At 30.8% G+C, this 13,397-nt stretch carries 16 protein-coding genes; 10 read left to right on the top strand and 6 right to left on the bottom strand.

Features of this window, described 5'->3' with window-relative positions; all coding sequences use genetic code 11:
- The first annotated feature begins 4 nt into the window (after positions 1 to 4).
- Positions 5 to 277, top strand: a complete 273-nt coding sequence (locus D1869_RS07445) for a ribonuclease P subunit p25 family protein (protein WP_010979312.1) — start codon at positions 5 to 7, stop codon at positions 275 to 277.
- Here the strand turns inward: D1869_RS07445 and rgy are convergent.
- Positions 242 to 3,712 (bottom strand): reverse gyrase, encoded by a 3,471-nt coding sequence (gene rgy, locus D1869_RS07440; RefSeq protein WP_156014562.1) that lies wholly within the window; start codon positions 3,710 to 3,712, stop codon positions 242 to 244. The two genes, D1869_RS07445 and rgy, sit on opposite strands and share 36 nt — an antisense overlap.
- 142 nt (positions 3,713 to 3,854) lie before the next feature.
- On the opposite strand from rgy, the gene albA reads away from it, so the two are divergent.
- Entirely contained in the window at positions 3,855 to 4,154 is a 300-nt protein-coding gene (albA, locus tag D1869_RS07435) for a DNA-binding protein Alba (protein WP_010979310.1), read from the top strand.
- A gap of 85 nt (positions 4,155 to 4,239) precedes the next feature.
- Entirely contained in the window at positions 4,240 to 4,569 is a 330-nt protein-coding gene (locus tag D1869_RS07430) for a hypothetical protein (RefSeq protein WP_010979309.1), read from the top strand.
- On the opposite strand, the gene D1869_RS07425 is transcribed toward D1869_RS07430, so the two are convergent.
- Positions 4,544 to 4,825 carry a hypothetical protein gene (locus tag D1869_RS07425; RefSeq protein ID WP_184650928.1) on the bottom strand — a complete coding sequence of 94 codons (282 nt, stop codon included), beginning with the start codon at positions 4,823 to 4,825 and terminating at the stop codon, positions 4,544 to 4,546. The two genes, D1869_RS07430 and D1869_RS07425, sit on opposite strands and share 26 nt — an antisense overlap.
- A gap of 75 nt (positions 4,826 to 4,900) precedes the next feature.
- Between D1869_RS07425 and D1869_RS07420 the strand changes: the two genes are divergently transcribed.
- Positions 4,901 to 5,398, top strand: a complete 498-nt coding sequence (locus tag D1869_RS07420) for a hypothetical protein (protein WP_156014561.1) — start codon at positions 4,901 to 4,903, stop codon at positions 5,396 to 5,398.
- On the opposite strand, the gene D1869_RS07415 is transcribed toward D1869_RS07420, so the two are convergent.
- Together D1869_RS07415 and D1869_RS07410 are read right to left on the bottom strand one after the other, a co-directional pair.
- Positions 5,368 to 6,999 (bottom strand): DEAD/DEAH box helicase, encoded by a 1,632-nt coding sequence (locus tag D1869_RS07415; RefSeq protein ID WP_156014560.1) that lies wholly within the window; start codon positions 6,997 to 6,999, stop codon positions 5,368 to 5,370. The two genes, D1869_RS07420 and D1869_RS07415, sit on opposite strands and share 31 nt — an antisense overlap.
- The gene (locus D1869_RS07410) at positions 6,962 to 7,342 is read right to left on the bottom strand and encodes a hypothetical protein (RefSeq protein WP_010979306.1); all 381 of its coding nucleotides are present in this window, start codon (positions 7,340 to 7,342) and stop codon (positions 6,962 to 6,964) included. The genes D1869_RS07415 and D1869_RS07410 overlap by 38 nt, the downstream gene beginning before the upstream one ends.
- A 34-nt stretch (positions 7,343 to 7,376) precedes the next feature.
- Between D1869_RS07410 and cutA the strand changes: the two genes are divergently transcribed.
- From cutA to D1869_RS07385, 5 genes are all read left to right on the top strand, one after another.
- On the top strand, positions 7,377 to 7,712 hold the full coding sequence (cutA, locus tag D1869_RS07405; protein WP_156014559.1) for a divalent-cation tolerance protein CutA: 336 nt from the start codon (positions 7,377 to 7,379) through the stop codon (positions 7,710 to 7,712).
- Positions 7,693 to 7,986, top strand: coding sequence for an Asp-tRNA(Asn) amidotransferase subunit GatC (gene gatC, locus D1869_RS07400; RefSeq protein ID WP_010979304.1), 294 nt, complete (start codon positions 7,693 to 7,695; stop codon positions 7,984 to 7,986). Before cutA ends, gatC begins: the two co-directional genes overlap by 20 nt.
- 1 nt (position 7,987) lies before the next feature.
- Positions 7,988 to 9,406, top strand: coding sequence for an Asp-tRNA(Asn)/Glu-tRNA(Gln) amidotransferase subunit GatA (gatA, locus tag D1869_RS07395; RefSeq protein ID WP_156014558.1), 1,419 nt, complete (start codon positions 7,988 to 7,990; stop codon positions 9,404 to 9,406).
- Positions 9,407 to 9,438: 32 nt separating this feature from the next.
- Positions 9,439 to 10,515, top strand: a complete 1,077-nt coding sequence (gene twy1, locus D1869_RS07390) for a 4-demethylwyosine synthase TYW1 (protein ID WP_156014557.1) — start codon at positions 9,439 to 9,441, stop codon at positions 10,513 to 10,515.
- Between the two features lie 69 nt (positions 10,516 to 10,584).
- Entirely contained in the window at positions 10,585 to 11,166 is a 582-nt protein-coding gene (locus D1869_RS07385) for a CTP-dependent riboflavin kinase (RefSeq protein ID WP_231113804.1), read from the top strand.
- On the opposite strand, the gene D1869_RS07380 is transcribed toward D1869_RS07385, so the two are convergent.
- Both D1869_RS07380 and dph5 read right to left on the bottom strand, forming a co-directional pair.
- The gene (locus D1869_RS07380; RefSeq protein ID WP_010979298.1) at positions 11,157 to 11,843 is read right to left on the bottom strand and encodes a DUF357 domain-containing protein; all 687 of its coding nucleotides are present in this window, start codon (positions 11,841 to 11,843) and stop codon (positions 11,157 to 11,159) included. The genes D1869_RS07385 and D1869_RS07380 overlap by 10 nt on opposite strands.
- Positions 11,828 to 12,592 (bottom strand): diphthine synthase, encoded by a 765-nt coding sequence (dph5, locus tag D1869_RS07375; protein ID WP_156014555.1) that lies wholly within the window; start codon positions 12,590 to 12,592, stop codon positions 11,828 to 11,830. The genes D1869_RS07380 and dph5 overlap by 16 nt, the downstream gene beginning before the upstream one ends.
- A 48-nt stretch (positions 12,593 to 12,640) precedes the next feature.
- Here dph5 and D1869_RS07370 point away from each other — a divergent pair, with 48 nt between their 5' ends.
- Positions 12,641 to 13,390, top strand: a complete 750-nt coding sequence (locus D1869_RS07370; RefSeq protein ID WP_156014554.1) for a metallophosphoesterase — start codon at positions 12,641 to 12,643, stop codon at positions 13,388 to 13,390.
- The last annotated feature ends 7 nt before the right edge of the window (positions 13,391 to 13,397 follow it).

Genomic DNA, 13,397 nt, shown 5'->3' with positions numbered 1-13,397 from the left:
TAAAATGACTGTGAAAAAGCCAAATGAAATTTTAATAAGTAGAACAAAAAGGGTAGAAGATTATGTTTTAGATGTAATAGTTATGTTTAATCAAGGATATGATGAAGTAGAACTTAAGGGTGTGGGAAATAGCATATATAAAGCCGTTGAAGTCTATAATCAACTTAAAGATAGACTTGGAGATGGCATAATTTTAGAAAAAGCTGATATAGGAAGCGAAGTAAAAGACAGAAGAAGAATATCATACATTAGTATCAAGCTTAAGAGAGTTTACTAATTTTCGAGATATTTGTGTAATCTCCTTGTGTAAATCTTCTAGTACATAGTCGACATTTACATCACCATTTGCTATTTTATCTATTTTCTGTAATAACAATTTTGTCCTATTTTCACTAATTAAGTCACTACAACATGAAGATAAAAATTCATAAGCCTTTATGCCTTTGTTAGTAGCTATAAGCAATGCCTTTCTTTTGCTTTCTACTACATATCCATGCCTTATAAGTGCGGAAATAGTCTTAGCGTAAGTGCTAGGTCTTCCTATTTCTTTTTCTTTCATATTCTTTATTATCTCAGCATATGTAAATAATGGTATTATAGATCCTTTAGTCAAATATGTGGAATGTTTTTCACTTACTACATAAGTTTTTAAAGGATAAATTGTAGAAAATCCACCACTTATTTTTGTGGGTAACTCTACCTCAAGTTTTTCACCATTTATAAATATTTCAAATTTGCTATAAGTAACCTCGGCTGGCTTCATTTGACTTGCTATAAATCTTCTAAATATTAAATCATATATTCTTAAATGATATTTAGTGAACTTTATGAAATATTTATTAGGATTATCCTCAATATCTTTAATAAGACTCTCTGTATCCATTGAAGATGTTGGTCTAATTGCTTCATGTGTGCCTTCATTTCCCCATGATCTACCACTAAAGCTATTATTTAAGTTTTTAGATTCAAGATATTCTTTCGCAATTGATATACCTAATGCAGATACATGAGTACTATCAGTCCTATGATAGGTTATTAAACCAGATTCAAATAGGTCTTGTGCAATTTTCATTACTATTTGGGAACTAATCCCTAGTTTATCATATGCATCCATCAATAACGAATCTGTAGTGAATGGTGGCAAAGGATTTTGTATTTCCTTTCTTTCAGATATTAAATTGATTTTAATATTTAATTTTTCTATGAATTTATTTGCTTCCTCTTTGGTCCTAAAGAATTTCTTTATAGCGTAATCTCCTAACTTTATATAAAGAATCCAACCATAATTCTTCTTATACTCTTTTGTTCTCTCTACAATCCAACTTAACACAGGCCCTTGCACTCTACCTGAACCATGATTCCTTTCATAAAACATAGATTTTAATGCCGAGCTCAGCTCAAAACCGATCCATCTATCTTCTATTCTTCTTACTATTTGTGATTTTACTAGATTCATATTAATTTTTCCTTTATTTAATATAGCATCTAAAATTCCATTTCTAGTAATTTCGTGATATTTAATTCTATAAATATTCTTATTATAGGGACTAATTAACATAGCTACATCATATGCAATCTTTTCTCCTTCTTGATCTGGGTCAGATGCTATGTATATTTCATCTACTTCTGTGCTTAACTTTCTTAATGCTGAAACAACTTTCTCTGATGATGAGATAAATACAGACCCGCAGTAAGGACATGTGTTAGACTTGATTGTAAACGTTTTTCCACAATTATAGCATTTATAAATTGGCGAATAGTACGCGTTAAATTCATTATTATCGACTTCAACGCCATAGTAACCTATATTTTCTGTAGTTAAGTCGGTTATATGGCCTTTAGTAGCTATAATATTGGTTATTAAAATCTCGTCGTTAACTAAAATTATAGTTTCATAGACAGGTATGCCATGAACTTCTCTTCTACTAGGTCTTCCAAATAGTCTTGCTATAGTCTTAGCTTTCGTAGGAGATTCTACTATTAGCAATATAGTCTTAATATTTATTTTCTTTTTCTGGGACGTAGATACTTCTCTACTTGAGACAGCCAAAGATTTTAATTCTCTTATATCTACTTCATTTATATTTTTAAATATAAAATTTGGTATAATTTTCTTTAGTTTTTGTGAAAGAATATCCAACAAATCAATATTATCCACTAGCACTATGCTAATACCAAATGTTAAACCGTTACTAATTATTCTACTACTTCTACCAGAAGCCTGAATATAGGTGACAGTATCGGGTATATATACGTAGTATTTACCATTATTTTCAGTTACTAGAAATGTATCTGCTTTCAGTTTTTTAATGTTATTACTCTTTAAAACGTCCCATATTTTTTCTTTAATATTTATTAGATTAACTTTAATATCTTTTAGTTTTCCGCTAAGCTCTTCACCTTTCATTAAACTATACCTTAATATTTGAAATTCTGGGGGACTTAGGAATAGAAGCTTTCTTCTGATATCTTTTACATCTATATTAAGTAATTCTCCTATTTTTACTATAAGAGACGGATTGTTTAGTGCATCGGTTAAATTTAACCTAATTTTAGGTATGCCATAGAAGATTACATATTTTAGCCTTTTAGGCTCATCAAGACCTCTTACTGCTACTCCATAATAACTGGCAGAACCAATCAAGTAATCAATTTTACCTTCAGTAAATTTATTGAGGAATTTTCTTCCAGATATAGCAAGACCAGCAGAATATCCTCGTTTTTCTATAACTTCCTTTAATTCTAACATTTTTTCTCTTCCATATTCTTTGGAAACTAATAATAGTCCGCCATTATCTGAAATTTTATCTAAAATTGCTTCTATATCTACTCCTTGATAATATAAATCGGCTATGTTTCTCAAATAAGTCTGAATAGTAGAGGGCTCAAATCCTATTAATGTTCTTAAGGCTTGTTGTTTTATACCCTTTGGCCTTAACGTAGCACTAGCTACTAGAAACTGAACGAAAGGCTTCCAGCTACCAATTTTATATTCTAGTTCTACTATTTTATTTTTTAACTCTTTATCATCTTCGTTAAATTTAAGAATTCTTTTCAATCTTATTAAACTGATAGCATACTGGAAAATTTCCTCTGATATCCCAAGTATTTTAGCCATTACCTCTGTCGTTTTACCACTTTTTAGAATCATATCAGAATCATCAACTATGACTAACTTTGGTTGTAGACTGACATAGTTATCATAATGCCTTAATATTCTATTGAAGGTTGCAACATTTATGTATTCTTCTTTAACATCATTACAGCTAACCTTAGCCCCCATGTTTCTTAATCGTTCGCATATCTGATCTTTTAAAGAGTTGGTTGGAACTACGTATAAAGTCGTATTACTAAAGAATAATGAATATACTAGAAGAGTTGTGGTTTTCCCTAATCCAGTAGGCGCTGAGAGTGAAAAGCTCTCACTCTTGGCTAATCTTTTTATCCAATATTTTTGCAAATTCCAGGGCTCATTTCCTATTACCCGTTTAAATATCCTAACTATTTCTTCAAAAGTTTCATTATCATAAAAGTATTCTGCATAACCTTTCAACGTAGAATTTTTAACTAACAAATCATAGATTACTCTGTAATCTAAATTTTCTACTCTTCCAGGTAAACATTTACTACATGGAACTCCGGCTAGTAAATGTTCATCATCGATAGGACCACCACAGTTAGGACAACCAAACGTATAGTAAACCTTCAGCATGCTAAAGTATTAGATTAGATTAGTATGATCTTAAAAATCAAAAAACTAAGTGATACTTAATGAATTCTTTTAACAAGACCTTTAAGATAACTTTATTATCCTTATTCGTAATTCTATTATCCGACCACTTGGGTGGAAAAAGATGAGCAGCACTGCAACCCCAACTCCAAGCAATGTAGTATTAGTAGGTAAAAAGCCAGTAATGAATTATGTCTTAGCAGCTCTAACTCTATTAAACCAAGGTGTAAGTGAAATAATAATAAAGGCTAGAGGTAGAGCAATAAGCAAAGCCGTAGACACTGTAGAAATAGTGAGAAATAGATTCTTACCAGACAAAATAGAAGTTAAGGAAATTAGGATAGGAAGCCAAGTAGTAACAAGCCAAGATGGTAGGCAATCTAGAGTATCAACAATCGAGATAGCTATAAGGAAGAAAGCATAACAAAGATAAAGCCTTTTTATTCAGCCCTTTTCTTTAAGCAATAGATTAATTAGTATCTTTATATATTATATAATTCTGTGGTAATATGCCAGAAAATACTCAACCTTCTTATAAAGTAGAATTTGAAGGAAGAGCAAAAATAGGGGAAGTAATGGGTAATCTAGTTTCGATACAACTAAAACCTGAAGATCTTTCTAGCCCTCTAGCTTTTCAGATGGCTTTAACCAGAATATACAACGAAGTATTAAATATGATGCAACAGCAACCTAAGTTACATTATGTAGCAGAAGTAAAATTTAATGATTCTATGGGCAATCCAGTTGTTGTAGGAGTAGATTTCGGTGATAAAATACCTCCAATTAGTAAAAAAGATGTAAAGGTTAAAATTACTATTGAGTTTTATGATGAAGAGTAAGCCTTCTTTTTAAATATTCATAAGATACAATAGATAAGTATTCATCAAAGGAAATTAACCTATATTCTAGTTCATTGACTTTAACTATAAGACCTAATTTTACCATATATTTTAACGTATTTTTAATAACTTTTTTTGAAAAATATGGAGATAAAGTATCTAACGCTAAGCCTATATTAAACTTATCATTTCTAAATTTCCTATATAGTAAATAATATATAACTATTTCACGTTTTTTTAACCATCTCATAATCAACAGCCTAGTTACTCATCATATATCAGACCTTACAAGGTTATATCATTCAAAACTAATATAAAAAATGGAGTTAAAATGCCTTATGTTGATAAAGGCTCTCGTATATGTAAAGCTGAGCACAACTTAGATATAAAATCTAACGATATAATAATAACCTACCCAGCATTGTTAAAAGTTAATAAAAATCTAATAATTTATCCACCTTTGTCAAAAATATCAGACGAGTGTAAAGATGAAATAGAAAGTCCTTCATGGGTTGATGGTTATGTTGTAAAGGGGAATGAAAGATTGGAAATTATAGCAGAGAATTTGATTACTGTTAAAGGAGAAATTAATGTAGATTGCAGCAAGATATTAACAGCGTATACATTAAAGAAAATTCTAGGGGAGGTTAAATTACAAATATCAAATGTAATCACTAAAGGATATCCTATCCTATCAATTAATGGATATACACTGATTAGTTTGTATAGGGACTCTGTTATAATATACACTCCAACCGCAATTCCTATTATAAAAACATTTGCTTATTCTGTGTTTTATTATACCAAATCTTCTTCTGAAGAAGAATAAATATCTAATCCAAATGTTATATCTTTCCTTTTAGAAGCTTGATACTCTTCTGCCGTACCTCTAGTAACTATTTCATAAAGTCTTGCGACCTTACCATTACTTGGTCTTAAGAGCCTTCCTAGTCTTTGAATAAATTGTCTTCTTGAGCCAGTTCCGGTAACTATTATTCCTACATTAGCGTCTGGTATATCTAGTCCTTCATCACCTACAGTAGTTAACACTAGTATCCCAGATTTTAATGTTTTAAATATTCGCAGAATTTTTTCTCTTTCATTCTTATTTGTCTTACCGGTTATTAAATAAGCATTATACTTCTTTGCAATTTCTTCAGCTTGATCTACGTATTGTGTAAAAATTAGTATTTTATTTCCACTTTCCTTTTGGATTATATCGTCAAGAGCCTTTAATTTATTTTCAGCTAGATTAACAATTTTTTTCATTTCATTATAAATTTTCATAGCTTCAATAGCATTAGAATTACCTTCTTTTACTAACTGTATTAGCTCCGAAACCTTTTTACCTCCAGAAACTTTTCTAAACTGGGAGAGTAAAGTAGCATACTTTATTTTTTCTTTAGGCGCTAAATTAACTCTAATCTGAATTAATTCGAATGGGGCTAAATAACCCTTCTGAATTAATTCTTGGGGAGTTTTAAAATATATTAATCCGCCCATCAATTTAAATAACTCCTCGTGCTTTCCATCTTCCCTCACTGGAGTAGCTGAAAGACCAAGCCTTTTAGAGGCTATACACTTAAGCGCTATCTCTTTAAATCTATCTGCGGGTAAATGATGCGCTTCGTCTATTATCAAAAGCTCAAATTTGCCAGATAGTTCAACTATATGCCTATATGCAGTATGATATGTTGTTATTGTGATAGGTCTTATGTTCTTTTCCTCAGAGTAGTAAAGACCAATATCACTTCTATTCGCATTTGTAAATTTAAGTATTGCATCCCTCCACTGTAACATTTGATCCTTAGTAAATGTAACTATTAGTGTCGACTTCCTAACTTCAGTAATTATTTTTATTCCAATGACTGTTTTACCTGCACCAGTAGGAAGTGCTATTACTCCAGAACCACGTTGTAGCCACGTATCTACTGCCTCTTTCTGATAATCTCTCAGTTCTCCCTTGAAATTAATGTTTAATTCTTTTACATCTAATCCCAGGTCTTTAATCTTTAGTCCGTTTTCTTCTAATCTATTTTTTATCTGATAGTAGTAGTATGGATCCGTTACATACACCTTACTCTGCTTATCATATTTTAAAATGCCTTTATCTTTGTAATCCTTTATAATATCTAGAATGAAAACGTGAGGTTTTATTATTAACTTTCCATCTTTAAGTTCAAATTCTACATCATACTCGGGCAAATATTTAGCCATTTCCCTTAAGTCGGTTTCACTTAGTTCTATACCAAGTTCAGATAAAATAGAAAGTATATCATCTAATTTAACTTTATTTCTTCTTGCTCTTTCTATGTCTATCACGAATTGTGAACCATTCTTATCTCTACCTAAAAACCTAGAAAACGTTAGCAATTTTTTAAATGTCTCATCATCAAGCCATTGCTGTGTATAAAAAGTCTTCAAGAGCATCTCTGATCACTTCAACATAAATAACTTTTATATCATTACCAAACATATTTATAAAATTCCTTAAATTAGTTATTTGGTATATAAAATAGGTATTACCATTTTCCTCAGGCTTAAAAATGCCAATTAATCTCAAATCATTATTTGAATATTTCTTATTAGAATATAGTAAAATATAAAGAATTTCGTTCTCATAAGGATTAACCCTTAAAATAATTCCATCACCATTATCTAGCGTAATGCCTATAAACTCTTTACCCAACTCCTCACATTCGCTAAGCCCATAAAATAATGCTTCCCTAAATCCCTCCCATTTTATGATATCAATTAGTTCTTCAGCCTTCATTGATTTTTTAATTAAAAAGCAGTAACTAATTAATATGTCGTATATTATTGCTCTTACAACAATTGGTGGAATGGAGTCCGCTAAGAAGATAGCAAAAACTCTAGTTGATGAAAGACTTGCAGCTTGTGTTAATATAATACCTTATGTAAAATCCTTTTATGTCTGGGAAGACAAAACCACTGAAGATGATGAAAGCTTATTAATAATAAAAAGCGATGAAAAGGTAAAGGAAAAATTAATAAACAGAATAAAGGAACTTCACACTTATACTCTACCAGAAATTATTATAATAAACTTTAATGATGGCTTACCAGATTATTTAAAATGGATTAGTGAGAGCGTGAGAAGAAGTGAAGATCGAAGTAAATAATGAACTTATTTCTAGATTACAGAATTTAGCCCTAGTAGAATTAAATGATAGAGAAAAAGAAAGAATAAAACGAGATATAAAGAATATTCTCGATTTCTTTGATCAGATAAATAAACTAGACCTTTCTAATGTAGAACCTTTATTTCATCCTATATCTACTGGTAAGCTTAGAAAAGATGAAATTATAAAACCATTGAGTAGAGACGAAGCATTAAGTAATGTGAAAAGAAAGGAGGATGGTTTTATAGTAGGACCTGCTACCTATGGGGAGTAATATGATTACGAAACTGGTAGAAGACTTACTAAATAAGAACTTAGATATTGATGAATATGTTGAAAGAACATATGAAAGAATCGAGAAAATTGAGAAAAAAATCAAAGCGTTTATAACAATAAGGGATAAAGAAGAAGTTAAGAGAGAAGTAAGAGAAAAGCTTAAGAACCCTAAAGGGAAATTATCTGGAATTCTAATAGCTATTAAGGATAACATCTCCACAAAAGGAATTAGAACCACTTGTGCTTCTAGAATGTTAGAGGATTATGTACCGCCATATGATGCTACTGTAATAGAAAAATTAAAGCAAGAAGGAGCAGTTATTCTAGGCAAAACAAATATGGATGAATTTGCAATGGGATCGACAACGGAGACAAGTTATTTTGGCCCTACAAGAAATCCTTGGGATCTAGAGAGAACACCTGGGGGAAGCTCTGGGGGAAGCGGAGCCGCATTAGCTGCAGGAATAGTAGATATAGCTTTAGGTAGTGATACTGGAGGTTCAATAAGAGCGCCAGCTGCGTATAATGCCGTATTTGGCTTAAAGCCTTCTTATGGGACAGTTAGTAGATTTGGGTTAGTAGCTTATGCAAATAGTTTAGAACAAATAGGACCGATGGCAAAAAATGCTGAAGATCTGGCTTTACTCTATTCAATAATCTCTGGTGATGACCCTAAAGATGCTACCACAATTCATTTTGAACCCCAAGTACCGGAAAAAGTAGATCTGAAAGATGTTAAAATTGCTGTTTTGAAGGATATAGTAGAGGCATCAGATAAACCAGTTGTTTCGATATTTAACTCAACTCTAGATAAATTAAGTTCTGAGGGGGCAATAATTAAAGAAGTGAATTTAGGATATGCTGAATATGCTTTACCGGCTTATTATATTATTGCTATGTCAGAGGCTAGCTCTAATTTAGCTAGATTTGATGGTGTAAGATACGGATATAGTAAATACTATGAAGGTAATTGGAGAGAGACTTTTGCTAAAAATAGAGGAGAAGGATTTGGAATAGAAGTTAAAAGAAGAATATTATTAGGAAGCTTTATCCTAAGTGCAGGATATTATGAAGAGTTCTATATTAAAGCACTTAAAATTAGAAGATTAATAAAAGATAATGTTGATAATATACTTAAAGAATTCGATCTAATAGCATCACCAACTATGCCTATATTGCCCCCAAAAATAGGTGAGGTAGTTGAGGATCCTATTAAAATGTATGCTATGGATCTAAACACTGTAATTGCAAATTTAGCTGGAGTACCAGCTTTATCTCAGCCAGCAGGATTCTATAATAATTTACCCATAGGATTACAACTTATGGGAAGATATTTGTCGGACTATTACATTATGGCTATTTCAGCAAAAATAGAAAAAGTACTTAACCTTTATGATTTAACAGCACCTATAAGTTAAAGTTTTTAATCTTACATTCAGTAGTTTAGTAGATGGTAAGTAATCTTAGGATAGATACTTTAAGCTTGATAATGAAAGAACTAGAAAAAGAAAAATATCACATAGTTGGAAATCATAGCGTATATAAGAAATGTCATTGGACTCACGAAGCCTTAACTTCAGGGAGATATTGCTATAAAGGCAAGTTTTACGGAATTGAAAGCCATAGATGTGTTCAAATGTCACCTACTGCTGCGTGGTGTTGGTTCAGATGCATTCATTGTTGGAGATTAGAACCAGAGGATATAGGAATTGAATGGGATGAAACAAAATTACCAGTAGAAGATGATCCAGATATTATTGTGGAAAAAAGTATAGAAGAACATAAAAGGGCAGTATCTGGTTATTTTGGACGTGAGGGAGTAGATAAAAACAAAGTTAAAGAGGCTATAACACCTAGACATGTAGCTATAAGCCTTACAGGCGAACCCACATTATATGATAGGCTTGGAGAACTAATCAAAGAGTACCATAAAAGAGGGCTTACAACCTTTTTAGTAACTAGTGGAGTAAGGCCAGATATACTTGCAAGCTTAGAAGAAGAACCTACTCAATTATTTGTATCACTTCAAGCCCCTAATGAATTTAAACATAAACTAATAAATAGACCTATTGTTGCAAACTCATGGAATTTAGTTATGAAAACATTAGAAATTCTTCCAAGCTTTAGTTCGCCCACAGTTATAAGAATGACTATGATAAAAGGATTCAATATGAGTGATGAAGATGCAAGAGAATTTGCAAGACTCATGGAAATCGCACAACCAACATATATTGAAGTAAAAGCATACATGCATGTAGGACCTTCTACTTATAGACTTAGTAAAGATGCTATGCCTAGACATTTTGAAATTAAAGAATTTGCTAAAAAATTAGCTGAGCATACTGGTTATAAAATTCTATCTGAACATATACCTAGTAGAATAGTCTTATTAAGTAAATTAGATAAACCTATACAGATAGGTAATGCTTGGACAGATAACTGGAATTGGGCAACTAAAGACATAGAAGATGATATAAATGGAGAATATAAAGAAGCAGAACTAGGTTGTACGGAGGGAGAAACTTGAAAAGATACACTATTTACATGTAAACTGTTTAAGTTATTAAATAGTGATAAGTTAGTAACACAAACAGAGATTTCAAAAGAATCTGGTTTATCACAGCAAACTGTATCAAGAAAATTAAAAGAACTCGAGGAAGAAGGGATAATACAAAGAATTATAATAAAAGATGGGGAATATATAAAGCTTACAGATAAAGGAGAAGAAGAATTAAAGAGATGCATAGAAGATATATTACAATTAATTATGAGGACTAAAATATTACACATAAAAGGAAAAGTGACAGCAGGGTTAGGAGAGGGTAGAATTTTCCTTTCAATTCCTTACTATATCGAATCCTTCAAAAAATACTTAGGATTTGAACCTTATGCCGGAACTTTAAATATTGTTATCTATGATAGGATATCATTAGAAAATAGATTGATCTTAGATTTAGCTAAAGGAATTATTATCCCAGAACACAAAGAGCCAAATAGGGTTTTAGGAAGTGTAAAGGCTTTCCCATCTTCGATAAATTCAATTTCACCAGCAGCTATAGTAATTCCAGCGAGAACTACTCATCCAAAAAGTGTTGTTGAAATTATATCACCTTACTATTTAAGAGAAAAACTTAGTCTTAAAGATGGTGATGAGGTAGAAATTGAAGTTTATCTTTGATTGCAATATCTTTTGACTATTTCTTGAATTATTGATGTAGTGCTTGAATGAGACCAATTATTTATTCTTTCTTTCATTCTTATTATTTCTATGTTATCAATTCCTCTTTTCTTTAACTCTTCTTTTAATTTATTCTCATCAACATGCTGATCAGGACCTAAAAATAATATGTCTGGTTTTACCCTTTCAACACTTTTTAGAAAATCTTTTTCATCTCCTAAAAATGCTTCATAAACATATCTAATGCTCTTTACTACTTCTAATCTTTGATTTTCATCATTTATTGGTTTTCTCCCTTTTACCTTTTCTGAGTTTTTATCTCTTGCAACAGAGACATAGACTCTTCCATAACGAGAAGCCTCTTTTAAAAATTCTATATGACCAGGGTGTAATATATCAAATGTGCCACCTACGAATACTTTTTTAGAAATTTGTGAATCTATATCAAGATTTTCATTAAATATAACTGAATCTAATAAACCTTCAGCATAAACTACATCAACCAACGCAGTAACTTCATCTTCTTTACTCAGATAATATTTTGCATCCTCTGTATATTGTTTAGCAAGATCTAGTACTTTACGATATTTTTCATAGATATGACTAGGTATTTTTTGTAACCTTTCTTCCATTCCTTTTATATATTTTTCTACTCTATTTCTTATTTCATTAGACATTTTAAAGCCTCTACCTCCATGAAGTGTAACTTATCTGTAGGAAATACAATAATATGTGGTGGTTCTTTAAATTTATAATTAAATACTTCCTTTAATCGTAATGCAACTACTTCCTCATCATCGCATCCCAATCTCTGACCTACTATGATGATTCTATCATCACTAATTAGTCCTTGCTTCTTTATTTTCTCCATTTCTATTAGAAGTTCTACGGCTTCTTTAGCTGTCATAATTTTATCTTCTTTTAAGTCAAGATATAGTATTGTGTGGAGTCCCCGTATAAAATTATCATAAATTACATCATAAGGAGTCGTATCAATTTTATTATTATAAGGGTAAGTTATAGTTACAGATTTACCAAATTTATAGGAAGATAACATAGATTTTGAAATTATATAGCAATGAACTGATATCCCCGGAATTACTTTAAAATTATAGCCCTTGTCTTTCACCTCAACAATAAGACTCACATGTGTTGTTGCAATCATAGGATCCCCTATAGTTACTATACAAACATCTTCTTTCTCTTTTAACAGTTTAATAATTTCTTTAATATTATTTTCAATAAATTTTCTATCTACAATAATAACATTTTTATTTAAAAATTTAATAAAATCTAAATTTATATCACAAGATAGAGAAGTATAACTTTCGAATAGCACAACATTACATTTACTTATCTCATCAATTGCTTCTCTAGTTACAAATTTAGCAGAGAGGCCCAACCCTATAAGCTTAAGCGTTGGCATGTTTTTAAATTGGTATTTATTAGTATTAAATTAGATTATAAGAACAAGATGATAAGTTTAGTTGATGATATTTACATTGATGAAGATTTGCCCGTTATATATATACGAAGACTTAACTCTATAATTCTATCTGATGTACACATAGGTTACGAAGAAGAGATGGCATCAAAAGGAATATTCATACCAAAAGTTCAAAAGAAACGTTTTCTCAATATTTTCAATAGAGCAAGAGAGGTTTTCAAAACAAACAAACTCATAATTAATGGAGATCTTAAACATTCTTTTAGTAAATTAACCAAACAAGAAAAAACTGAACTTAATGAAATATTTCGAATATTAAAAGATGAAGGTACAGAAATTACGATAATTAGAGGTAATCATGATAATTATTTATCTTTAGTCACTGAGAATTATGATAATATTAAGCTAGTAGATTCTTTGATAGTCGATAATATTGTTATATTTCATGGCCATATGAATATAGATGTGGAAGAAAATAAAATATATATCATAGGGCATGAGCATCCAAGGTTAGGATTAAGAGATAAACTAGGCTTTGTAAGAAGAATGCAATGCTTTCTAGTAACTCCACTGAAAAATAACTCAAAAGTAATTATTTTACCTGCAATTGGAATTTATCAAGCAGGGAACGATATTTCACTGAATCATTCCAACTACATGTCTCCACTTATGAGAGAATATTCTATTCTAGAAAAATCTAAACCTTATGTTATTATTGAAAAAGAGGGTATAATGGAGTTTCCTGAATTAGGGCTACTGAAGGACATTATGCTTTAAATGGGAA

Source organism: Sulfurisphaera ohwakuensis (genome assembly GCF_009729055.1).
GTDB classification, from domain to species: Archaea; Thermoproteota; Thermoprotei_A; order Sulfolobales; family Sulfolobaceae; genus Sulfurisphaera; species Sulfurisphaera ohwakuensis.
Note: the sequence above shows the minus strand (reverse complement) of the source record. Positions and strands in the feature narration are given on the sequence as shown.